The organism is Stenotrophomonas sp. YJH_SMC_138 (assembly GCF_059369855.1).
Genome location: NZ_JCAFTB010000002.1, coordinates 354,545 through 377,256, shown reverse-complemented (window position 1 = coordinate 377,256; position 22,712 = coordinate 354,545). Strand labels below are relative to the sequence as shown.

At 67.4% G+C, this 22,712-nt stretch carries 20 protein-coding genes; 7 read left to right on the top strand and 13 right to left on the bottom strand.

Translation table 11 applies throughout. The features are described from left to right. Positions 1 to 190 precede the first annotated feature (190 nt). The gene (locus AC5P7I_RS06865; RefSeq protein WP_014646481.1) at positions 191 to 1,063 is read right to left on the bottom strand and encodes a DMT family transporter; all 873 of its coding nucleotides are present in this window, start codon (positions 1,061 to 1,063) and stop codon (positions 191 to 193) included. Between the two features lie 115 nt (positions 1,064 to 1,178). Between AC5P7I_RS06865 and AC5P7I_RS06860 the strand changes: the two genes are divergently transcribed. Both AC5P7I_RS06860 and AC5P7I_RS06855 read left to right on the top strand, forming a co-directional pair. Continuing rightward, positions 1,179 to 2,123 carry a LysR substrate-binding domain-containing protein gene (locus AC5P7I_RS06860; RefSeq protein ID WP_014646480.1) on the top strand — a complete coding sequence of 315 codons (945 nt, stop codon included), beginning with the start codon at positions 1,179 to 1,181 and terminating at the stop codon, positions 2,121 to 2,123. 68 nt (positions 2,124 to 2,191) lie between these two features. Beyond that, positions 2,192 to 2,485: a hypothetical protein gene (locus AC5P7I_RS06855; protein WP_005408721.1), complete on the top strand. Its 294-nt coding sequence runs from the start codon at positions 2,192 to 2,194 to the stop codon at positions 2,483 to 2,485. Positions 2,486 to 2,516: 31 nt separating this feature from the next. On the opposite strand, the gene AC5P7I_RS06850 is transcribed toward AC5P7I_RS06855, so the two are convergent. Further along, complete coding sequence (locus tag AC5P7I_RS06850) at positions 2,517 to 3,332, bottom strand: DUF4349 domain-containing protein (RefSeq protein ID WP_197557382.1); 816 nt, start codon at positions 3,330 to 3,332, stop codon at positions 2,517 to 2,519. Next, a complete protein-coding gene (locus AC5P7I_RS06845) occupies positions 3,329 to 3,685 on the bottom strand; it encodes a GFA family protein (protein WP_014646478.1) in 357 nt (118 codons plus the stop codon). The genes AC5P7I_RS06850 and AC5P7I_RS06845 overlap by 4 nt, the downstream gene beginning before the upstream one ends. Before the next feature lie 112 nt (positions 3,686 to 3,797). Here AC5P7I_RS06845 and AC5P7I_RS06840 point away from each other — a divergent pair, with 112 nt between their 5' ends. Beyond that, on the top strand, positions 3,798 to 5,606 hold the full coding sequence (locus tag AC5P7I_RS06840; RefSeq protein ID WP_032956825.1) for a DUF885 domain-containing protein: 1,809 nt from the start codon (positions 3,798 to 3,800) through the stop codon (positions 5,604 to 5,606). An 89-nt stretch (positions 5,607 to 5,695) separates the two neighbouring features. On the opposite strand, the gene AC5P7I_RS06835 is transcribed toward AC5P7I_RS06840, so the two are convergent. Further along, the gene (locus AC5P7I_RS06835) at positions 5,696 to 5,932 is read right to left on the bottom strand and encodes a hypothetical protein (RefSeq protein ID WP_046429698.1); all 237 of its coding nucleotides are present in this window, start codon (positions 5,930 to 5,932) and stop codon (positions 5,696 to 5,698) included. Between the two features lie 211 nt (positions 5,933 to 6,143). On the opposite strand from AC5P7I_RS06835, the gene AC5P7I_RS06830 reads away from it, so the two are divergent. After that, positions 6,144 to 7,142: a polysaccharide lyase gene (locus AC5P7I_RS06830; RefSeq protein ID WP_262088409.1), complete on the top strand. Its 999-nt coding sequence runs from the start codon at positions 6,144 to 6,146 to the stop codon at positions 7,140 to 7,142. Positions 7,143 to 7,151: 9 nt separating this feature from the next. Here AC5P7I_RS06830 and agp read toward each other — a convergent pair whose 3' ends face one another. The 3 genes from agp to AC5P7I_RS06815 all read right to left on the bottom strand — a co-directional run bounded on the left by agp (position 7,152) and on the right by AC5P7I_RS06815 (position 12,047). Next, the gene (gene agp, locus AC5P7I_RS06825) at positions 7,152 to 8,375 is read right to left on the bottom strand and encodes a bifunctional glucose-1-phosphatase/inositol phosphatase (RefSeq protein WP_262088408.1); all 1,224 of its coding nucleotides are present in this window, start codon (positions 8,373 to 8,375) and stop codon (positions 7,152 to 7,154) included. A gap of 120 nt (positions 8,376 to 8,495) precedes the next feature. After that, positions 8,496 to 10,328 carry a multidrug efflux ABC transporter SmrA gene (gene smrA / locus AC5P7I_RS06820; RefSeq protein WP_032956816.1) on the bottom strand — a complete coding sequence of 611 codons (1,833 nt, stop codon included), beginning with the start codon at positions 10,326 to 10,328 and terminating at the stop codon, positions 8,496 to 8,498. Between the two features lie 156 nt (positions 10,329 to 10,484). Then, on the bottom strand, positions 10,485 to 12,047 hold the full coding sequence (locus AC5P7I_RS06815; RefSeq protein WP_262088407.1) for a serine hydrolase: 1,563 nt from the start codon (positions 12,045 to 12,047) through the stop codon (positions 10,485 to 10,487). Positions 12,048 to 12,157: 110 nt separating this feature from the next. On the opposite strand from AC5P7I_RS06815, the gene AC5P7I_RS06810 reads away from it, so the two are divergent. Both AC5P7I_RS06810 and AC5P7I_RS06805 read left to right on the top strand, forming a co-directional pair. Then, a complete protein-coding gene (locus tag AC5P7I_RS06810) occupies positions 12,158 to 12,601 on the top strand; it encodes a VOC family protein (RefSeq protein WP_014646472.1) in 444 nt (147 codons plus the stop codon). Further along, positions 12,598 to 13,473: a DUF72 domain-containing protein gene (locus tag AC5P7I_RS06805; protein WP_262088406.1), complete on the top strand. Its 876-nt coding sequence runs from the start codon at positions 12,598 to 12,600 to the stop codon at positions 13,471 to 13,473. The genes AC5P7I_RS06810 and AC5P7I_RS06805 overlap by 4 nt, the downstream gene beginning before the upstream one ends. Here AC5P7I_RS06805 and AC5P7I_RS06800 read toward each other — a convergent pair. Further along, a complete protein-coding gene (locus AC5P7I_RS06800; RefSeq protein ID WP_032956806.1) occupies positions 13,394 to 14,008 on the bottom strand; it encodes a Pr6Pr family membrane protein in 615 nt (204 codons plus the stop codon). The genes AC5P7I_RS06805 and AC5P7I_RS06800 overlap by 80 nt on opposite strands. Before the next feature lie 79 nt (positions 14,009 to 14,087). On the opposite strand from AC5P7I_RS06800, the gene AC5P7I_RS06795 reads away from it, so the two are divergent. Continuing rightward, positions 14,088 to 15,035, top strand: a complete 948-nt coding sequence (locus tag AC5P7I_RS06795) for a DMT family transporter (RefSeq protein ID WP_014646470.1) — start codon at positions 14,088 to 14,090, stop codon at positions 15,033 to 15,035. A gap of 30 nt (positions 15,036 to 15,065) precedes the next feature. On the opposite strand, the gene AC5P7I_RS06790 is transcribed toward AC5P7I_RS06795, so the two are convergent. The 5 genes from AC5P7I_RS06790 to AC5P7I_RS06770 all read right to left on the bottom strand — a co-directional run bounded on the left by AC5P7I_RS06790 (position 15,066) and on the right by AC5P7I_RS06770 (position 22,511). Then, positions 15,066 to 16,226 carry an AAA family ATPase gene (locus AC5P7I_RS06790; RefSeq protein WP_049406996.1) on the bottom strand — a complete coding sequence of 387 codons (1,161 nt, stop codon included), beginning with the start codon at positions 16,224 to 16,226 and terminating at the stop codon, positions 15,066 to 15,068. A gap of 142 nt (positions 16,227 to 16,368) precedes the next feature. After that, positions 16,369 to 17,439, bottom strand: coding sequence for a sensor domain-containing diguanylate cyclase (locus tag AC5P7I_RS06785; protein ID WP_014646468.1), 1,071 nt, complete (start codon positions 17,437 to 17,439; stop codon positions 16,369 to 16,371). A gap of 117 nt (positions 17,440 to 17,556) precedes the next feature. Further along, complete coding sequence (locus tag AC5P7I_RS06780) at positions 17,557 to 18,279, bottom strand: pseudouridine synthase (RefSeq protein WP_014646467.1); 723 nt, start codon at positions 18,277 to 18,279, stop codon at positions 17,557 to 17,559. A gap of 34 nt (positions 18,280 to 18,313) precedes the next feature. Continuing rightward, positions 18,314 to 19,978 carry a sensor domain-containing diguanylate cyclase gene (locus AC5P7I_RS06775; RefSeq protein WP_262088405.1) on the bottom strand — a complete coding sequence of 555 codons (1,665 nt, stop codon included), beginning with the start codon at positions 19,976 to 19,978 and terminating at the stop codon, positions 18,314 to 18,316. A 109-nt stretch (positions 19,979 to 20,087) separates the two neighbouring features. Beyond that, positions 20,088 to 22,511 (bottom strand): putative bifunctional diguanylate cyclase/phosphodiesterase, encoded by a 2,424-nt coding sequence (locus tag AC5P7I_RS06770; RefSeq protein WP_262088404.1) that lies wholly within the window; start codon positions 22,509 to 22,511, stop codon positions 20,088 to 20,090. Between the last annotated feature and the right edge of the window lie 201 nt (positions 22,512 to 22,712).

The following is a 22,712-nucleotide window of genomic DNA, read 5'->3' as shown; positions in this document are numbered from 1 at the left end:
CGCAGCGAGTTCCCGCGCCGTCCCTCGACGGGCCGAGGAGCGCAGGGCACCGGTGCGCAGCACCGGCTCGCGGCCTGGCGGCGTGTTTCTTTGGTTACTTTCTTTGCACGAGCAAAGAAAGTGACACCTCTCCGCAGGCGTGGAAAAGAGCTGCCGGGCAGCGCCCGGCACTACCAGTGCGTCGGCGCGCTCAGCCCTTCTGACTCACCGCCACGCTCCCCAGAATCAACACACCGGCAATCAACATCTGCAACGTCACCGGCTCACCCAGGAACAACCACGCAAACGCCGCGCCGAACAGCGGAATCAGGTAGGTCACCGTCGACGCCCGCGACGGGCCGATACGACCGATCAGGCGGTAGAACATCAGGAACGCCAGCCCGGTGCAGGCCACGCCCAAGGCAATCGCCGCGCCCCACGCCTTCAGCGGAATCGCCGCCTGCGGCCAGTGGGTCACCGCCATCGGCAACATCCACAGCGAGGCACACGACAGCGTTGCAGCAGCGGCCGCCGCCGAAGGCAGGCCGGTCATGTGCCGCTTCACCAGGTTCACGCCCAGGCCGTACAGCAACGAAGCCGCGGCACCAGCCAGCACTGCAGTGCCGATGCTCAGGCCCGAGACCTTGGCCGTGGCGAGTACCACCACGCCGGCGAAGCCGACCAGCAGCGCGCCCGCACGGCGCATGCCGATCTTTTCACCGAAGAACAGGAACGCGATCAGCGCGGCGAACAGCACGGTCATCGCATTGCAGATGGCGCCGATCGCCGCAGGGGCTCGCTCGGCCGCGTAGGCGAACAGCACGAACGGCAGCGCCGAGTTGATCAGCCCGATCGGCGCCAGCCACAGCCAGCGCCGCGGTGGGAACTGCGCGCGGGCACGCCACAGGAACGGCAGCAGCACCAGCGCGCCCAGCACCAGCCGCACCTCGACCAGCGCGAACGGACCGAACGACGGCACCGCCACCCGCATGAACAGGAACGAGCAGCCCCAGATGGCGCCCAGCAGGGTCAACTCCAGCGGTGTGCGCCAGTCGCGCTCGGCTGCCTGTGGGACCGCATTCATGCCTCGCCTCCGTCCATCGTCAATTCTTCGCCAAGGCAGACAGGATCGGGCGCAGACGCCTGCCGCACAAGCGCGTAGTATCGCTGCCAGCCACAAATATGGTTTGAGGCTCGACATGCAGCTACGCCCTTCCCTGCTCCCCGCACTGGCCGTGTTCGCGGTCGCCGCGCGCCACCAGAACTTCGCCCAGGCCGCGCAGGAGCTGCACCTGACCGCCAGCGCGGTCAGCCACCATGTGCGCCGGCTGGAAGAAGTGCTGGAAGTACGCCTGTTCCTGCGCCACGCCCGCGGCGTGCGCCTGACCGCCGAGGGCCGGCAACTGGCCGACGCCGCCAGCGCCGCCTTCACCGATGTCGCGGCCGTCGCCCATCACCTGCAGCCGGATGCCGACAGCGTGCCGTTGCGGATCACCACGCTGCGCTCGCTCTCCTACTGCTGGCTGCTGCCACGGCTGCCGCGCTTCACCCAGGCCCATCCGCACATCCGCATCGAGCTGCACACCGGCAGCGGCCTGGATCGCTACGACGACAATGGGCCGGAAGTCGGCATCCGCTACGGTCTGGGCCAGTGGCCGGGCCTGCGTGCGCAGCACCTGATGGACGACTACCTGTTCCCGGTGGCCTCGCCGGCGCTGGCCGGGGTCGAAGCACTGGTCGATCCGGCGCGCATCGCCGACCTGCCGCTGCTGACCGACCTGTCGCCGCAGGGCTGGCGCGACTGGTTCCGTCATGCCGGCGTGCGCCCGCCCTCGCCGCTGCCGCCAATGCACACCTTCGCCGACAGCACCGATGCGATGCGTGCAGCGGTGTACGGCATGGGCGCGGTGCTGGCACGTACCCACATCGCGCAGCCCTACCTGCAGCGCTACGAGGTGGTACGCCTGCCCGGCCCGGCGCTGAAGGCGCGCTATGCGTATCACGTGGTGCATGCCGAAGGACAACCGCCGAGCCCGGCCGCACGCCTGTTCATCGACTGGTTGCTGGAGCAGGCGCAGGACGAACGCACGCCGATTCCCGCATTGCCGGACAGCCTGCTCGGACGCCCGGCCACACGCGCCTGACTGCGCCCTCACCCGTTCTTTGCCCGGCGCTGGCTAGGCTGCAGGCAACTCCACAACGTACCTACGCCATGGCCATGCTGCGACTGCGCATCACCGGAACCGAAGACGACGCCCGCGCCATCAGCGACCTGCTGCTCGGCCTGGAGGGCATCGAACATGTCGAGGAAACCGACGACCTGATGCCGCACATGGACGACGACGATTCCAGTTCGGCCGGGCTGTCCGATGACATCGGCCCGGGCATCCACGAGCTGGAAGTGGAAGTCGGCAATGAAAGCACCGCGCAGAAGGTGCGCGACGCGGTGCAGGAACTGGCGCTGGAGCTGGATGTGTTCGTCGAGTACGAGACCGACGAGGGCTGACGCCGGCTCCCTGCCGGCATCAGCCGTCACCTCAGCGGGTGGGCGGCAGCGTGCGACGGCGGCGACGCCACCACGCCCGCACACCCCAGGCCACGACCAGGGCCAGCACACCCACCGGCAGCAACGCGGCGACGGCGCGGATCAGGAACGCAATGCTGCCGCTGAGGATGCTGCCCGACTCGCTCAGCGCCTCGCCGATCTCGCTGCGGCTGCGCTGGCCCGAGGTGGTGTCGACGTGGATCGTCACCAGCTGGGTATCGATGCGCCGACGCTGCTGTGCGGCATCCTTGTTGGCCTGCTCGACGCCTGCTTCGATCTCCGACAGCCGCGTGGTGATCGCCATCAGGTCCTCGATCTTCAGGTCCTTGCGGTCCTGGTAGGACAACAGCCGCGCGTGTTCCTTCTCCAGCCGGGACTTGGTCAGCGCGGTGTCCGCTACTTCCTGCGCGAGGTCCTCCGCGCGCGTGTTGCGCGACTGCAGCGTGCCGCCCTCACCGGCCATCGCGATCAGCGGCTCGGTGCCCTTCGGCGCGATGCGCACCTTCACTTCACCGCTGGGCTGCTCGCCGCCGCGCTGGTCGACCTGCAACACTGCACAGTCGCCGAACTTCGCGCTCTGGCAGGCCTGGGCGATCTGCTGGATGCGCGGTGCGATCTGCGCCGCCTCCAGCTGCACCTGCACGTCATGTTCGTAGGCCAGGAATGCGCCTTCCGGCGAAGCAACAGCGGCATCGGCCGCGGTCGCGCCCGCCTCTGCAGCGCGCTCACCGTTCTTGGCGCAGGCTGCCAGTGCCAACAGCAGCACCGGCACTGCCAGCGTGCGCGTCCACGCGCACAGCGGCCTCACAGCGCGGCTCCGTTGTAGGAGGTCACCGAAAGACCGGCCAGATCCACCTGCGGCACGCAGCGAACGTTCACCGCCACCATCGGTGTGCCGGTACGCGGATCGATCGCTTCGCTGTAGGGGGCGATACCGCATTGGCGGCAGTGGTGGTGGTCGATATGCGCCTTGTTGAAGTGGTAGGTGGCCACGTCAGCCGGATCGGTGGCCAGCTGGAACGCCTCGCGCGGGGCGAACCACAGCAGGCTGCCGCGACGGCGGCACATCGAGCAGTTGCAGTCGATGACGTCGCTGATCGGCGCCTCGGCCTGTACGGTGAATGCGATCCTGCCGCAATGGCAGCTTCCTTGGTATTCCATGTCCTGCGCTCCTTTGGAGGGTCCTTGAATCCGCCCATGGTAATCCTATGGCACGGGGACAAAGCAGCGACGGGGCCCTATGCTCAGGGTTTGACCCCGTACAGGAATGCCGATGCGCCCGCATCTTCTTGCCCTCGCCCTGGTCGCTGCGCTGGCCGGTTGCCAGCCTGCCGACGCCCCGACCAACGCTTCCACCCCGGCCACCAGCCAGCAGGCCGGTGACGCGGCGGTCGATGCCGCCTTCGCCGATCTGTCCAAGCGCGCCCTGGACACCTGGATGCAGCTGTCGCCGGTCAGCGCCACCCAGATCGGTGACCACCGCTACGACAGCGAACTGGACGACCTGAGCGCCGCCGGCCAGCAGAAGACCGTGGCCGCCTACAAGGCGCTGCTGGGTGAGCTGGACAAGATCGAGGTGGCCAAGCTGGGCCGCGAGAACCAGGTGGACGCGGCGATCCTGCGCAACCAGCTGCAGTCGGAAATCTGGAACGCCGAAGTGCTCCAGTCCGGCAAGTGGGACCCGCAGCTGTACAACGGCATCGCCGGCAGCGCGATCTATGGCCTGATGGCCCGGGAGTTCGCGCCGCTGCCGGAACGCCTGAAGTCGGCGACCGCGCGCATGGAAAAGCTGCCGGCGATCTTCGCCCAGGCACGCGAGAACCTGGATCCGGCCCGCGTTCCGAAGATCCATGCCGAGACGGTGGCCAAGCAGAACAAGGGCATCCTCAGCATCGTCGATACCTTCATCACCCCGCACATCGGCGAACTGCCGCAGGCCGACCAGCAGCGCCTGCAGGCCGCCATCGACGGCCTGAAGAAGGCCGTGGACGAGCAGCAGACCTGGCTGGACAAGACCCTGGTGCCGAACGCCAAGGGCGACTTCCGCATTGGTGCGGAAAAGTACGACCAGAAGCTGAAGTTCGCGCTGAGCTCCTCGCTGTCGCGCCAGGAGATCGGTGAGCGTGCACGCGCCGAACTCAAGCGCGTGCGCGAGGACATGTACGGCATCGCGCAGACCGTACTGAAGGACAAGCCGGGTGCGCCGGAGATGCCGGCCCAGCCGACCGACGAGCAGCAGCAGAAGGCGATCGAGGCCGCACTGGAACTGGCCTACGCCGACAAGCCGGCGCGCGACAAGGTGGTCGATGATGCCAAGGCCGCGCTGGAGCAGTCCACCGCGTTCGTGCGCGAGCACGACCTGGTGACCCTGCCCGATGCGCCGGTGGACATCATCCTGATGCCGGAATTCCAGCGTGGCGTGGCCGTGGCCTACTGCGATTCTCCGGGCCCGCTGGACAAGAACCTGAAGACCTTCTACGCCGTGTCGCCGATTCCGGACGACTGGAACGAGAAGCAGGTCGACTCGTTCCTGCGTGAATACAACTCGCGCATGATCCACCTGCTGAGCATCCACGAAGGCACCCCGGGCCATTACCTGGAGGGCTGGCATTCGGCCAAGTTCCCCTCCACCCTGCGTGCGGTGCTGCGTTCGGGCCTGTTCGCCGAAGGCTGGGCGGTCTACACCGAGCGCATGATGCAGGAGCAGGGCTACCTCGACAACGACCCGCTGTTCCACCTGGTGCAGCTGAAGTTCTACCTGCGCACGATCTCCAACGCGATCCTCGACCAGGGCGTGCACGTGGACAACTGGGATCGCGAGAAGGCGATGCACCTGATGACCCACGACGCGTTCCAGCAGGAAAGCGAAGCGGCCGGCAAGTGGGTGCGCGCGCAGCTGACCTCGGCGCAGCTGCCGACCTACTTCGTGGGTGCGCAGGAACACTTCGACACCCGCAAGGCGGTGCAGGAAAAGCTGGGCGACAAGTTCAACCTGAAGGCGTACCACGACCAGGTACTGTCCTACGGCGCACCGCCGGTGCGTTTCGCACGCCAGCTGATGCTGGACCAGCCGATCGAGTGATCGGCTGCGGGGCTGAATGCCCCGCGGCTCTGGCAGCACCTCACGGCCCGGGCTTCCCGGGCCGTTCTCGTTTGAAGCGCCCGACGGCCTCACATCCGGTGTATGTACAGCTTCCCGGCATTGCTGCGGATATCAAGAAAGTACTTCACCTTGCAGCCCCGGCATGCCGCCGGATGCACTTCATCAAACCCACGTTGGTTCTCCAGCGCGACGGCCAGTATGGGATGCCCGCAGTCGAAACAGCAGAATGCAATGTTGTTGCCATGGGGATCGGCGTCGATCTGGTCGCCATAGTGATCCATTACCAGAAAGTCCGTGATTTTCATGGTCGATCTCCAGAGTAGGTGAATCACCCGCAGACTACATCGCAACCCCGCAGCCCAGAAGGGCACGCGTCGCCTACAGGGCAACGCATCCTTCCCGCCACGTTGGAGCCGCTCCGGTCCTGAACCGTTGCACATCGGGCGTGCGTGACCTCACACCTGGCGAACAACTCCGGGCGCATCTTTCGCCAGGTTCCCCCTTCCGCCGGCGTCCATGTCTCTCCCCCTCTTGCGTCTTGCGCTGCTGCCCGCGCTGTTGGCCAGCACTCCTGCCTACGCTGCCTGCCCGCCGCCACCGGCGGGACAGCCCGACATCCGTGCCCTGGGCTACTACACCGACAAGGCTGGTTCGGTGATCCACCCGGCACTTCGCCAGCAGAACAAGGACGCAACCGCGCCGCTGGACCGCTATGCCGCCGACGTGGCACGCATGAGCGATGACTACCTGCGCACCGGTGACCGGGCGGCGGCGCAATGCACACTGGCCTGGCTGGGTGCGTGGGCCGACGACGGCGCCATGCTCGGGCAGATGATCCGGGTCAACAACAACCAGTCGTTCTACATGCGGCAGTGGATGCTCGATGCGGTAGCGATGGCCTACCTGAAGGTGCACGACCAGGCAGATGCCCGGCAGCGCGCGCGCATCGATCCGTGGTTGCAGAGGCTGGCCCGGGCCAACCTGGCGTACTGGAACAATCCGAAACGGCGCCGCAACAACCACTACTACTGGGGCGGCCTGGGCGTGCTGGCCACCGGACTGGCCACCGACGACGATGCCCTGTGGCAAGCCGGCCACGCCGCCTTCCAGCAGGGCGTCGATGACATCCAGGACGATGGCAGCCTGCCGCTGGAGATGGCGCGCGGGCAACGCGCCCTGCACTATCACGACTACGCATTGGCGCCGCTGGTGATGATGGCCGAGCTGGCACGGCTGCGCGGCCAGGACTGGTACGCCAGCAGGGATCGCGCCATTGACCGCCTTGCCCGCCGCGTCATCGAAGGCAGCAAGGACCCTGCATGGTTCAACGAACACACCGGCGTTGCACAGCTGCCCCTGCAGGCCAGCGGCTGGGTCGAGTTCTACCGCTTGCGCTCACCCGATGGCGGCCTGTTCGATGCCGCGCATGCACGCGGACCGTTCCGTTCCCCACGGCTGGGCGGCGACCTTACGTTGATGGCTGCGCAGGGCATCGTGCGCACGCCGCTGCGATAGCCCCCTGTTTCAGCGACGGGCCCGCTGTAGCAGCTGCTGGAACTGCGCACGGCTGCAGCCCTGCCGGTCACAGCCCGGCAAGGGCAGTGCGACGCGTCCCGGCGGCTGTGCCTCGGTCAGCGGCACGGCATCGCGCAGCTGCGCGGCGGTCGGATAGACGTAGGCCAGGCGGAAACGCTCGCCACCGCCCTGGCGGTCACGCCAACGCTCGAACTGCAGCAGGCCACCGATCGGCGTCTTCTCGAACTGGCCTGGCAGGCTGTAGTCGCGGATTCCCAACGCCGCCAGCACCGAACCGATATTGGAATCATGGCCGACCAGCAGGATCACCTTCGGCGACGCCGGATCACCGAACGACGCATCCACGCGCGCCAGCAGCGGAGCGGCCACGTCACGCGCCACCGCGGGTGTTCCAAACAGGATGTCCTGGTAGCGGTTGCGGATCTGCGCCAACGCCAGCCATTGGCCTTCCGTGTTCAAGCGGCCCCAACCTTCGCGCGGAACGCCACTTCCCTGGTAATGCTCCATCAGCAGGGCATCGACCAGACCGCTGGCCAGTGCCAGTGAACCCGAAGCGCGTGGCTCCTTGCCCGGCTCCGCATTGAAGGTCGTGTCGCCCAGCACCAGATGACAGTCGCTGCGCCCCGTACAGGCCGCCGACTGCGGGTAACGGGTGATTTCCTCCACCACGGACAGTGCGGATGCCAGATCCGATGCTGTCAGCGCCTGCTGCATTGCCGCCAGCGCGCGCTTGCGGAATGCCGCGTCATCGTTGTGGATCACCGGGTCGAACAGCGGATCCATCGTCCCCAGCGCCATGCGCTGTTCGACCGCAACATGGCAGCCCGGAAACGCACCGGCAATGAAGAACTGCGCGGTGGCCTGGGTACGCTGCAGGCTGTTGGCATGGGCGTGGAAGTCAGCCGGCTGCGGGCAACCCGACGCCGGCAACAATTGCGCCTGGCGCAGCCACTGGCCGATGTAGCGCCCCATGTAGACCTCCAGCACGCCGCCCTTGGTGGTCAGCTCGCCGGGGCCTACATCCCAGCGTGGCCAGCGTTCCGGCGTGGCATGGGCAAGGGCGCCCGACGCCACCACCGGCGCGCGCAGGTTGTGGCGGCTGAGCAGGACGACCTGCTCGAGCTGGTCGCCTTGCACCGGTGTCGGTGCCGCGGCTGCGGCCGTGGTGGCCAGAATGAGTGCCAGCAACAAGGAGCGTACGGGTCGGATCATGCAGGTCTCCGGAAACACGCTGGGGTCAGAGCCCTTTCCTGCGGAAAGGGATCCGACCCCAAGGCATACGTGGCCAGGGTCGGATCCTGCTCGCAGAGAAGGCTCCGACCCCGAAAGCAATCATTGATCGGCGGCCACAAAACCACCGGTCTGTCGCGCCCACAAGCGCGCGTACAGACCACCGGCGGCGATCAGTTCGGCGTGGCTGCCGGTCTCGACGATGCGGCCCTGGTCCATCACCACCAGCCGGTCCATGCGTGCGATGGTCGACAGCCGGTGCGCGATCGCGATCACCGTCTTGCCGCCCATCAGCTCATCCAGGCTGTCCTGGATCGCCGCTTCCACTTCCGAGTCCAGCGCCGAGGTCGCTTCGTCCAGCACCAGGATCGGGGCATCCTTCAGCAGCACGCGGGCAATGGCGATGCGCTGGCGCTGGCCACCTGACAGCTTCACGCCACGCTCGCCGACATGTGCGTCGTAACCACGACGCCCCTGCCCATCCACCAGCGTGTCGATGAAGGCTTCGGCACGCGCCTTGGCCACCGCAGCGCGCAACTGCTCATCGGTCGCGTCCGGACGGCCGTACAGCAGGTTGTCGCGGATCGAGCGATGCAGCAGCGAGGTGTCCTGGGTGACCACGCCGATCTGCTGGCGCAGGCTTTCCTGAGTGACGTAGGCAATGTCCTGGTCGTCGATCAGGATGCGGCCGCTTTCCAGGTCGTACAGGCGCAGCAGCACGTTGACCAGGGTCGACTTGCCGGCACCGGAAGGACCCACCAGGCCGATCTTCTCGCCCGGCTTCACCACCAGGTCCAGGCCTGCGATCACGCCACCCTTCTTGCCATAGTGGAAGTGGATGTCCTGGAAGTGCACGCCACCGCGGGTCACCTGCAACGGCACCGCGTCCTCGCGGTCCTGCACGGTCAGCGGCTGGGCGATGGTGGTGATGCCGTCCTGCACCGTACCGATGTCCTCGAAGATGCCATTGATGGTCCACATGATCCAGCCGGACATGTTGTGGATGCGGATCACCAGGCCGGTCGCCAGCGTGATCGCACCGACGGTGATGTGGCCGCCATTCCACAACCACAGCGCGAGCCCGCAGGTACCGGCAATCAGGAAACCGTTGACGATGGCGATGGTCAGGTCCATGCCGGTGGTCACCCGGGTCTGCGCGCGGTGCTTGACCGCCAGTTCCTGGATCGATTCGGCCACATAGGCCTGCTCGCGCCCGCCATGGGCGAACAGCTTCAACGTGGGAATGTTGGTGTAGCCATCGACGATGCGGCCCATCGCCTTGGAACGCGCTTCGGACGCAATCCAGGCCCGTTCCTTCGCGCGCGGCACGAAGTAGACCATGATCACCGCATAGGCCAGCAGCCACAGGATCAGCGGCACCATCAGCCGCCAGTCCGCCTGCGCGAACAGGTACAGCGCGGTGCCGGTGTAGACCACGATGTACCAGAGCGAGTCGACCATCTGCACCGCCGACTCGCGCAGCGAGGTACCGGTCTGCATCACCCGGTTGGCGACGCTGCCGGCGAAGTCATTCTGGAAGAAGCTCAGGCTCTGCCGCACCACGTAGTTGTGCATCAGCCAGCGCGAGCGGTTGCTCAGGCCGGGCACGATCGCCTGGTTGACCAGCAGGTTGTGAAGGCCGACCAGGATCGGCCGCGCGATGACCGTGATGAACAGCATCCAGCCCAGTTCATTGGCATGGCGCTTGAAGAAATCGGCCCCCGGTTGCTCGGCGACCATGTCGACGATGCGGCCCAGGTAATCGAACATCGCCACTTCCACCAGCGCCAGCAGCAGGCCGGCGATCAGGGTCGCCAGCAGCACCGGCCACACCGGGCGCAGGTAGTGCAGGTAGAACGGCAGCACCTTGCGCGGTGGCATGCGCCCATCCACGGGCGGGAACACCGGGATCAGGGATTCAAACCAACGGAACATCGCACTCCCTCGCCTCTTGCAAGCGGCGAAGTATCCCACGCCGGATGTGTACGCCAGCCGATGATCGCCGCCACTCCGGTAGTGCCGGCCGCTGGCCGGCACCCTTGCGGCATTTCGGAAGATCATGAGGTTGCCGGCCAGCGGCCGGCACTACCTTCATTCGTTGACCGGGGTGAACAGCAGGTCCTGGAAATCGAAGCTGAAATCAGTCAGGTCGGAGATCGACTGCATGCGCACCTCGCGCACCTTGCCGTCCGGGTCCAGGCTGAAGTTCACGAACGCATCGGCGTTGAGCGAGCGGTCATCCCAGCGCACGATGAAGGTGTCGTGCTGCCAGTGCTCCAGGCGGCCGCTCAGCTGCGCGGTCTTCATGAAGCGCAGGCGCAGGCCCTTGCCTGCGGCACTGACCTGCATCTCGCCATACCAGCGGTCGCGGAACGTGCCGGTGTAGCCGGCCAGCGCCAGCGACGGCCTGCTGCCCTTGTCGCGCGCGCTCTGATGCTTGGCCCAGGCCTCGTCGGCCTTGTCCTGGCCCTTGGCCACGGCCTTGGCATAGGCGTCCACCCAGTCGTGCTTGTCGCCGCCCAGATAGGCATCAAGCACGCTCAGGGTGATCGCGTTGAACGCCGCGCCCACTTCCTGGTTGGTCAGCACCACCACGCCCAGCTTCTCGCCCGGCACCAGGGTCAAGCGCGAGACCATGCCCGGCCAGCCACCGGTGTGCCAGACCAGTTTCCGGCCGCGATAGTCACTCAGGCTCCAGCCTTCGCCATAGCCGGCAAAGTTGGCCCGTGCCGGTGCCAGCTCCGGCACGCTCGGCGCCGGGATCGACTGCGGGGTGATCATCCGCCACATCTGCTGCTGGCTCTTTTCGCTGAACAGCGCAGTGCCGTCGGCCAGCTTGCCTTCGGCCAGCTGCACCTGCATCCAGCGCGCCATGTCGTGCGCACTGGAATAAATGCCACCGGCGCCGGCATTGTTCGACCAGGTCAGCGGTGCGACGGTGCGCAGGTCCTTGAAATCGTACTTGGCGTGGCCGACCGCCGCCGTGTCACCTGGCTTCAGGTGGTCGGCGTTGTAGCGCGTGCCGGCCATGCCCACCTTGTCGAAGATGCGGGTCTGCAGGAACTGCTGGTAGCTCACGCCCGAGACGTGCTCGATCACCTGCTGGGCGACCGCGTACAGGATGTTGTCGTAGGCATAGCTTTCGCGGAAGCCGCCCTTCAGCGGCACCTTGCCCAGCCGCTGCACCACTTCGGCGTTGCTGTAGGACGTGGTTGGCCAGAACAGCAGGTCACCGGCGCCCAGGCTCAGGCCGCTGCGATGCGACAGCAGGTCGCGGATCGTCATCTGCCCGGTCACGAACGGGTCGGACATGCGGAACGACGGCAGGTGGTCGATCACCTTGTCGTCCATCTTCAACTTGCCCTCTTCCGCCAGCAGGTTCAGCGAGGTGGCCGTGAACGCCTTGGTGTTGGACGCAATGGCAAACAGCGTATCGGCCTGCACCGGTTCCGGCTTGCCCTGCTCGCGCACGCCCCAGCCGCGCTCCAGCACCACCTCGCCATCCTTGACCACCGCTACGGCAATGCCGGGCACGTCGAACTGCGCGCGCACGCGCTCGACGGTCGCATCCAGGTCCTGCAGCGGCGGCGGGGTCGCCGCGCTCGCCATGGTCGTGCACGCCAGCAGCACGGCTCCTCCGATCCAGGGTTTCATCCAGCACGATCTCCGAACAGGGGTGGCGGCCATGTGCAGGCCGTCACCGGGGTTTCGCGGGATGGTAACGTCCGGCGGCGCATCCTGCCCTGTGCCATAGGAGGGGTGTCATGGGCGAGAACGGCCAACCCAGCAGCGGCTCCACGATCATTCCGTGCCTGCGCTATCGCGACGCGCAGGCCGCCATTGACTGGCTGCAGCGCGCCTTCGGCTTCCATGCCCAGGCCGTCTACGCCGATGGCGATACGGTCTTCCATGCGCAGCTCACCTTCGGCAGCGGCATGATCATGCTGGGCTCGGCCAGCAACCAGAGTGCGTGGAGCAAACACGCTGCCCTGCCTGACGAGGTCGGCGGACGCCAGACCCAGAGCGCCTGCGTGATCGTCACCGATGCCGATGCGCACTACGCGCGGGCCAAGGCCGCCGGTGCCCGCATCGTCATCGACATCGCCGACCAGGACTATGGCGGACGCGGCTACGCCTGCGCCGACCCGGAAGGCTACCTGTGGTGGTTCGGCAGCTACGACCCGTGGCGCACGGACCACGGCCAGTGACCACGGCCGGCAGGCAGGCAGAGATCCGCTGCGGCATCGGCGGCTGGGTGTTTCCCGAATGGCGCGGCGGTGTGTTCTATCCAGCAGGCCTGCCGCAGCGGGAGGAACTGGCCCACGCCAGCCGCGCCCTGCGCTGCATCGAGATCAACGGCACGTTCTACCGCACGCCAACTGCGGCCCAGTGCGCGCAATGGGCTGCGCAGACACCCGACGGTTTCCGCTTCTCGATGAAGGCGCCGCGCTACCTGGTGCAGCGACGCGACCTGTCCAGCACCGTGGAAGCGGCCACACCGTTCCTGCAGGCGGCACTGGCGCTCGGTGACCGGCTCGGCCCATTGCTGTGGCAGTTCGATCCGCGCCACCCGGCCGACGCCGATGCACTGGAGGCGCTGATGGCACAGCTGCCTAAGCAGCTGGACGGGGTGCCGCTGCAGCATGCGCTGGAGGTCCGCAACGCCGAGGCACATGGCCCGGCACTGGTCGACGCCGCCCGCCGCCATGGCGTGGCGCTGGTGATCGAGGACAGCGACGAGGCGCCATTGCACGGTGATGTCAGTGCCGGCTTCGTCTATGCGCGGATCAAGCGCAGCCAGGCCCGCTTGAACGAGGGCCTGCCGGTGCCCGTGCAGCAACGCTGGGCCGAACGCGCACGCCGCTGGTCACGCGGTGAACCAGTGGATGACCTGCCCTGCCTGGCCGGGCCCGCTGCGGAGGCCCCGCGCGAGGTCTACCTGCTGTGCATCGGCGCAGGCAAAGCGCGCAACCCGGCGGCAGCGATGGCCCTGCAGCGCCTCATCGACAGCGCCAGCGGTCCAGCCCCCACAGCAGGGTCCACCCCACCACGAACACGCTCGCAACGCGCAGCACGTTGAGCAGGAACGCCGCCAGCCCCAGGCGTTGCAGTTCGAGGAACGGATACGGCGCCTGTCCTGTCACTTCGGCCACCAGCATCGCCCAGCCCAGGTACACCAGCGGTACCAGCAGCACCCCGCCCAGTGCGCGCCAGCGCAGCGCGCCATGCGGCAGCAGCCACCACCACCCCAGCAGGTACAGCGCCGGCACAGCGTAGTGCAGGCCGGCATCGACCCACCATTGCAGCCCGGTGGGTTGCCACAGCCCCTGCAACGCCAGCACGTAGATGCACGCGGTCACCCCGATGCACAACGCGATCGCCGCGGCGACAGTCGCGTTCAGCACACCCGCACGGATCAGCCGGACGCATCCCAGGCACACCGCCAGGTTGCTGAGAATCGTGAAGTAACCAACGAAGCGCAGCGTCGCCATGCCGACCCCGGCAGCCGCCCCGGGGCCATGCAGCAGCAACAGGTATTGCAGCAGCAACGAGGTGGCCGCCATCAGTGCAGTCAGCGCTGCCCATGCACGCTGGGCGGAACGGTTGGCAGCCATTGCGGGGTTCCCCTGGGGAGTTTCCGCGAGCATGCCACAGGCATCGCCGGCGGCCGTGCGATTGCCGCACAATAGGCGGATGAGCACACCCGACACCCGCAAAGCGTTGTGGCAGATTCACTTCTGTGTCCTGCTGTGGGGCGTCACCGCCATCCTCGGCAAGCTGATCACCCTGCCCGCACTGCCGCTGGTGTGGTGGCGCATGCTGCTGGTGACGGCGATGCTGGCGCTGCTGCCGCGGGTCTGGCGTGGACTGCGTACGCTGCCAGTGCGGCTGGTGGCCGGTTATGCCGGCATCGGCGCCCTGGTCGCCCTGCACTGGCTGACGTTCTACGGTGCGGTAAAGCTGGCCAATGCGTCGGTGGCCGCCACCTGCATCGCGCTGGCGCCGGTGTTCACCTCGATCATCGAACCGTGGGTGGCCAAGCGGCCATTCCAGCTGCGTGAACTGGCGTTCGGCCTGGCGGTGCTGCCGGGTGTCGCGCTGGTGGTCGGTGGCGTGCCCGACGGCATGCGCCTGGGTGTGCTGATCGGCGCGATCTCGGCGCTGCTGGTGGCAGTGTTCGGCTCGCTCAACAAGCGCATGGTCAGCCACGCAGATCCGCTCACGGTCACCGCGCTGGAGCTGGGTGCGGGCACCCTCACCCTGACCCTGCTGGCGCCGCTGATGCCCTACCTGCTGCCTGCGCTGGCCAGCCCGCTGTGGGTGGTCCCGGACCTGCACGACGGCATCCTGCTGCTGGTGCTGGCCGGGTTCTGCACGCTGCTGCCGTTTGCCCTGGCCCTGGTCGCACTGCGCCACCTGAGCGCCTACACGGTGCAGCTGGTGACCAACCTGGAGCCGGTCTATGCGGTGGTGCTGGCGGTGGTGCTGCTGCGCGAGCAGCACGAAGTCACCCCGTGGTTCTACCTGGGCGTGGCGATCATCGTCGGCGCGGTGTTCCTGCATCCGCTGCTGAACCGCCGCAAGCCGGTGCAGCATCCGGAAATCCTTGGCACGGCCGAGGCGCGCAACATCGCCGATTGAGTGCATCCACGCATGGCGTGGATGCCCGTATCAACGCTGCGGCCAGTGCCATGCAGGTGCATCCAGCAGGCCCTGCCCGCTCAGCAACGTGCGGCCCTGTTCCTTGTACAGATGCAGCGAATGGCACCCTGGCGCCTGTTCCAGCGCCGCGATCAGCCGGCTGGCGTGCGACACCACCCATACCTGGCTGCGCGCACTGGCTGCGATGATCAGCCGCGCCAGCGCCGGCAGCAGGTCCGGATGCAGGCTGGTCTCCGGCTCGTTGAGCACCAGCAGCGGCGGTGGACGCGGCGTGTGCAGCGCAGCGGCCAGCAGCAGGAAGCGCAGCGTGCCGTCGGACAGTTCGGCCATCGACAAGGGCCGCAGCAGCCCAGGCTGGTGGAAACGCAGCGCCAAGCGTCCATCCAGCTCCTCGAAACCGACCGTGGCGCCCGGGAACGCGTCATCGACGCTGCGTGCCAACGCCACCGGGTCACCGATCTCGAGGATGGTGACCCAGGCCGCCGCCAGATCCCGGCCGTCGTGATGCAGCACCGGCGTGCGCGTGGCCATCGCCGGTTGCCGCGCCGGGGCATCGGCATCACTGCGGAAATGATCGTAGAAGCGCCAACGCCGGATGTACTCGCGCAGGGCGATGGTTTCCGGCAGGCGCTGCGGATCGCCGACCTGGGTGAACAGGCTGTCGAATAGCGACAACCGGTCATCCACCAGATCCCAACCGCGCGCATGGCGCTGCCGCACCATCGCTCCACGACGGTCGACCAGCAGGTTGGCGCTGCGCAGGAACGGGCCGGCCCAGATCGCCTCGGCCTTGATCTGCGGGTCCAGTGCGAAGACCGATCGACTGGGCGGCGGGTAGCCCAGATCGATGGCGTAGCCGAATTCGTCAGTGGCGAAGCCCAGCTTCAATCCCACCGATTCCTGGCGTGGGCCGCCCTGCAGGGGGATTTCGCCGGCAGCAACCCGACGGTCCATCTTTTCCGGACCCGCCCACAGCGCCGAGCCCAGCCCGCCTTCGCGGGCCAGCACCGCCGCGACGCCGCCCTGCGCGGTCTCTGCCAGCAGGCGCAGGGCACGGTACAGGCTGGACTTGCCACTGCCGTTGTCACCGGTCACCACATTCAACTGCTGCAACGGCAGTACGAGCCCGTGCAACGAACGATAGTGGGCGATGGCCAGGGTCTGCAGCATGGTCGGCGTCCGGGGAACCAGGGGATCATGCTGCCCGGTTCTGATCGCAGGAGCTGCGACGCGATGTGAATCGGTGACAGCATCCACGCATCGTATTGATCTACTGGAGCGGCATCCGTTTACCGCGCGGGTGGCAGATGCTTCAGCCGGCCACTTCCACCCGGTTGCGGCCATTGCCCTTGGCCCGGTACAGCGCCTTGTCGGCACGTGCCAGCGTGTCATCCACGCTTTCACCGGGCTGGTGCTGGGCCACTCCAATACTGATCGTGACCGGGAATCCCAGCGGCAGATCAGCCACGGCCAGGCGCAGGAACTCGCACTGCAGTTCGGCGGTGCGCAGGTCGGTAGCCGGCATCACCGCCACGAATTCCTCGCCGCCATAGCGCGCGGCCATGCCGCGACCGGCGAAATGCGAACGCAGCAGCACGCCCAGTTCGGCCAGCACGCGGTCACCGGTGGCGTGGCCCTGGAAATCATTGATGTGCTTGAAATGGTCGATGTCCAGCAGCGCGACGCAGGCCACCCCGGGCTGGTCTCCGTTCACCGCCACCGCCTCTTCCAGCGCTGCCGCCATCGCACGGCGGTTCGGCAGGCCGGTCAACGCGTCGGTGCGGCTCTGTTCGGCCAGGTCGGCATTCTGCGCGAGCAGTACGTCCTGGTACTCAGACAGCAGTCGCTCGTAGTCATCGCGCTCCAGCATGTGTTTCTGGATGTCGAGCGCGAAGCGGCGCAGTTCCATCACCAGCATCACCTGCCGCGACAGCGCCGCCAGCGCTTCAGCCTTGTCGCTGGCCAGGTGCTGTGGCTGCGCATCGAATACGCACAGCGTGCCCAGCGGCAGGCCATCGGAGCTGATCAGAGGCGCGCCCGCATAGAAGCGGATGTGCGGATCGCCCACCACCACCGGATTGTCGTGGAAGCGGATGTCCTGCAGCGCGTCCTCGACCACCATGACCTGCTGCGGTTGCAGGATCGCGTGGCCGCACATCGATTCGCTGCGCAGGTTTTCTGCCGCATCGATGCCCTGGATCGACTTGAACCATTGCCGCTCGACGTCGATCAGGGTCACCGCCGCCATCGAGGTGCCGCAGACCGCCTTGGCGATCACCACCAGGTCGTCGAAGGATTTTTCACGCTCCGAATCGAGGATACGGTAGCGGTACAGCGCCTCAAGCCGAAGGGCTTCATTGGCAGGCTTGTCGGGCTTGATCATGCAGCGTCACGTTCCGGCAGGTCACCGCGAAGTCTAGCTGATGTAGAGCCGAGCCCATGCTCGGCTGCACCCGGACAAAAGAGCAGCCGAGCATGGGCTCGGCTCTACAGAAGCCGTTTACCAGTCCAGCTGCCTCGGCAGCAGGCCCTGCAGCTCCTGCTCGGTCAGGTTGCGCCACTGGCCCGGCTTCAGCGCACCGATCTTGATGTTGTCGATGCGCACGCGACGCAACTGGGTCACCCGATAGCCGAACTCGGCCGCCATCAGGCGGATCTGTCGGTTCAGGCCCTGCTGCAGGGTGATGCGGAAACCGAACTTGGCGATGCGCGAGGTCTTGCACGGCAGCGTCATCTGGTCGTGGATGCGAACGCCACGGGCCATGCCACGCAGGAACTCGTCGGTGACCGGCTTGTTCACCGCCACCAGGTACTCCTTCTGGTGGCCATTCTCGGCGCGCAGGATCTGGTTGACGATGTCGCCGTTGCTGGTCATCAGGATCAGGCCTTCGGACTCCTTGTCCAGGCGGCCGATCGGGAAGATGCGCTGTTCATGGCCGACGAAGTCGACGATGTTGCCCTTGACCGAGGTCTCGGTCGTGCAGGTGACGCCGACCGGCTTGTTCAGCGCGATGTAGACATGGCGGCGGGCACCGGGCTTGCGGGCCACGCGCGCGCGCAGCGGCTGGCCGTCGACCAGCACCTGGTCTTCCTCGCCCACCACCGCGCCGGTGCCGGCCGGATGGCCGTTGACGGTGACCCGGCGGGCGGCGATCAGGCGATCGGCCTCGCGGCGGGAGCAGAAGCCGGTGTCGGCGATATGTTTGTTGAGTCGGGTGGTCATCGCCCTATTATCCGGCATCCCCGCCCGCTGCGCTTCATGCCGGGGGCGGCGGATCGAGTTCTTCGCCGTCGAATACCCGGTTGCGGCCGGCACGCTTGGCCACGTACATGGCGTGGTCGGCCCGGCGCAGCAGCGCGGCGAGATCGTCCTCGCCCGGCCGCCACTGCGCCAGGCCGATGCTGGCGGTGACCTCCAGACCGGGCACCTGCAGCGCCCGGGCCGCCTCGGTGAGGTGCTGGCGCAGGCGATCCAGACGCGCCGATGCCGCCTCGCGCGGCATGCCCGGCATCAGCAGCAGGAACTCTTCGCCACCCATCCGCACCACCTGGTCCTGGCTGCGGACCGCGGCACGCAATGCACGTGCCACCGCCACCAGTACCTGGTCACCCACGGCGTGGCCATGGCGGTCATTGATGTCCTTGAACAGGTCGATATCGAGGAAACCGATCACCAGCGGGCCGCGCTCGCGATCGACCCGTTCCAGGTGCCGTGCCAGCTGCTGCAGCCCGGCACGGCGGTTGGGCAGCCCGGTCAGGCCATCGGTCTCGGCCAGCTGGCGAAGTTCATCGCGCTGCTGGCGCAGGCGGCCCAGCCGCTGGTTCAGCGCATAGGCAGCCATCATCAGCAGCCAGGTCACCGACAGTTGCAGTGCCTCCACGCGGTACTCCAGCAACCACGCAGCGCGGCAGGCGTCGGCCAGGATCAACACCAGCATCGGTGCCAGCGCCGCCAACCCCGCCTGCGCCCAGCGGTCGCCGCGCAGCCATGCCCACACCCCGGCCATCAATGCCAGGCCGCAGCCCAGCAGGTAGGACACCTGCAGGACCTGCGCCACCCAGGCCAGGCTGTCCCGCTGCAGCCAGGGCACCCACGCGGCCAGCGCCAGCAATCCCCACAGCGCCAGCAGCTGCATCGGGCGCGATCGCGGCAGCAGGCGGTCGCCGCCGTTCAGTCGCCACAACGCGGGCAGCACCAGCGCCTGGGATGCAGCGGTCAACGACAGCAGCCACCACGCGCTGCGCTCACCCACCGGCAGCCATGGCTCGGGGTAGCCGCTCAGCCCTCCGAGAATCGCCTGCCACAGCACCAGCACGGTGGTACCGGCGATGTAGACCAGGAAACTGCGGTCGCGGGTGGTAAGGAAGGCCATCAGGGCCGACAACGCCAGTGCGATTGCCACGGCAATGCAGGCCGCGCGCACCAGCAGGCGGGCAGTATCGTTCTGCTGCACGGGACTGGGCGCGCCCAGCCGCAGGGTCGGTACCCAGCGCGCCTTCAGCGGCGTCTGCCATGACACCAGGAACGGTTCATGGCTGCCCGCCGGCGGCACCGCGACCAGGCCGATGCCTGCGCGGAACCGGGAATCACGGGTACGGGCATCGTGCATGTTGCCGCAGATTTCGCGATCCCCATGCTGCACGCGGACTTCGCCCGCGAACACATTGAACACGTCCAGTGCCTGCGGCTGGCCCGACCAGCCGCCCGTTGGCGCGGACACCTGCACTTGTTGCCGTGGCCCCGCCAGCATCTCCGGCGTGCATGCGCGATGCGGGGTGGGTTCATCGGTCGCCGCACCGACCAGCAGGTAGTCACGCCCGGCTTCGGCTACGGCCGCCGACAGCGGCCACGGCATTGCCAACCACACCAGCAGCACGACCAGCACCGCTCCCGTTCCGTACTGCCCCTGCCTGCCGCCCACGCCACGTCCTGTTCCTGCTTACGCCCGCGCCCACTGCGCGTCGCCCCTGCCGGGCATTATCGCAGCCGCGGCTGCAGCCCACGTGTAGACCAAAGTCGCCGACGGGCGTTCAGCCAGCGGCGGGCGGACCTTTCACCGCCACCAGGCGCACCGGCCGCAGGTCGGCCAGGGTCATCCGCTCCAGCGGTTGCGGCCGCTCGACCGCATAACCCTGCAGGCCCTGCACCCCAAGCCGGGTCAGCGCGGCGGCGACGTCGGCAGTCTCCACCCATTCGGCCACCACCTCCATCTGCAGCTCGCGCCCCAGTTCACTGATCGCGCGCACGGTGGCATGGCTGACCGGATCGGTATCCATGTCGCGCACGAAGGCCCCGTCGATTTTCAGGATGTCGGCCGGCAGCTGGCGCAGGTAGCCGAACGAGGACAGCCCGGAACCGAAATCGTCCAGCGCCATCCGGCAGCCACGCGCCTTCACTGCATCGATGAAGGCACGCGCCTGGCTGAGGTTGCTGATCGCAGCGGTCTCGGTGATCTCGAAGCACAGCTTGGAGGCCAGCGCGCGGTTGCGCTCCAGCAGGTCGCAGACGAAGGCGAGGAAGCCGGGCTCGGCGATCGACTGCGCCGAGACGTTGACATTGCACAGGCCCAGCTGCCGCACGTGTGCCGGGCACACCTGCAGGTGCCGGAACAGCAGGCCAAGCACGTGCCGGTCCAGCGCCACGGCCATGCCATAGCGCTCCACCGCCGGCATGAACTGGCCCGGCAGGTGCAGGCTGCCATCGCTGCCACGCATGCGCACCAGTACCTCGTAGTGCAGGTAGGAGGGATCGCCGACGCGGGCGATGCGCTGCGCATACAACACCATGCGGTTTTCGGCCATGGCCAGGCTGACGCCCTGCAGCCGCTCGGCTTCCTGGCGCCGTTCCTCCAGCGCCATGCGGTTCTCGTTGAAGCAGTGCACGCGGTTGCGGCCGGCCTGCTTGGCCGCATAGCACGCGCTGTCGGCGGCGCTCATCAGCCAGTTCACATCCGGCGCATCGGCGCTGACCTCGACCACGCCGATGCTGCAGCTCAGCTGCGGGCTGCCTTCGCTGACCGGGAACGTCGCCTGCCCCAGGTTGCGGATTACCCGCTGCAGCACGCGCTTGGCCTCGTCCTGCCCGGCATGGGCCAGGAACACGGCGAACTCGTCCGCGCCCAGCCGGCCCACCCAGTCGCCATCGCGCACCGCCGCCACCAGGTAGTCGGCGAAGCTGCGCAGCATCTGGTCGCCGGCGGCGTGACCGAAGCTGTCGTTGACCAGCTTGAAATGGTCCAGGTTGATGTAGCACAGCGCGTGCGTGCCACCTTCGCTGCGCACCTGCAGCAGCGCGCGTTCCAGCAGCCGTTCGATCTCGCGGCGATTGATCAGGCCGGTCAGCGGGTCGTGGCTGGCGTGGTGCTCGATCTCGCGCGCCAGTGCATGGTTCTGGCTGACGTCTTCGATGATGGCGAACACCGACAGGCCACCGCCGGTGCTGCGCACGCCGGTGCCGCTCCAGCGGCCCCAGACAAGGCTGCCATCGCGACGGCGGAAGCGCAGTTCGCTCGGGCGCAGCTGGCGGTCCCAATCGATGCGGCCCACCCCATCGATGACCAGCTCGCCGTCCATCAGCAGGTCGCCCAGCGACAGCTGCAGCAGCATGTCACGACGATGGTCGAGGATATCGGCCATCGCCTGGTTGGCCTCGATCACCTTGCCTTCGGCATCGAGCTTGAGCATGCCGACGTTGGCCTGGTAGAACGCCGCGCGGAAACGGCTCTCGTGTTCGGTCAGGTCCTTGCCGACGCGGCGCGCCAGGGCGACCGCCATCAGGCTGATCGCCAGCACCGACAGGCCCGCCACCATCAACGTGGCCAGCCTCACCAGCGTCGCCATCCGCAGCAGCGCCTGCGAGAACGCCTGGCTCTGCACCTTCATCCGCTGGTCCAGGTCACGCAGCTGCTGCAGGTAGCGGTCGCGTGCGGCAACGGGCACCAGGTTGCCGTCGTGCCGCAGCTGCAGTTCATCGATCAGTTGCTGCAGCGCCATCAGGTCGCCATCGGTCTGCCGCCACAACGCGCTCGCTTCGCGGAATGCACCGATGTCGCGCGCGTAGCGGAACGAGAACACCAGGCGTGGGATGTCGGCACGCGCATTGCCGCCCTGCAGGAAGCCCTGCCTGGCCTTCTCCTCGTCCGGTTCGGCCTGTTCCAGCGCCAGTCGCGCCTGCAGATCGCCCAACGGCACCTGCAGGGCCTGGCGTGCGTCGTCCAGGTCCTCGGCATCGCCACGCGCCAGGTAGCGACTGAGTGCGGCGGTGGCATCCTGCTGGCCACGCGACCAGTAGCCCTGGCCGGCGATCCAGGCAGTAGAGGCCGCCTGCAGTTCCTGGATCAGGGCGGACAGTGCGACCAGTCCGATCGCCATGCCGGTCAACAGCGCAAATCGCAGTCCCAGCCCCCGGGTCATCGGCACCCGCCGGCTGTGTTGGTCCGTGCCACTCCTACCCATCCCGGATCCCCCCGAATGTGCTGCGGTGACAACCTCCTTAGGAACCGGCTCAGCCTAGGACCGGCAATGTGTGGGCCATGCGAAAAAGGGGACGGAGGGGATTAAGTCGTTCTTGGCACAGGCGCATGACCAGCCAGATACGACTTAATCCCCTCCGTCCCCTTTTTCTGTCCGCCAGCCCGGGGGCTGGCGGTGGTGTGG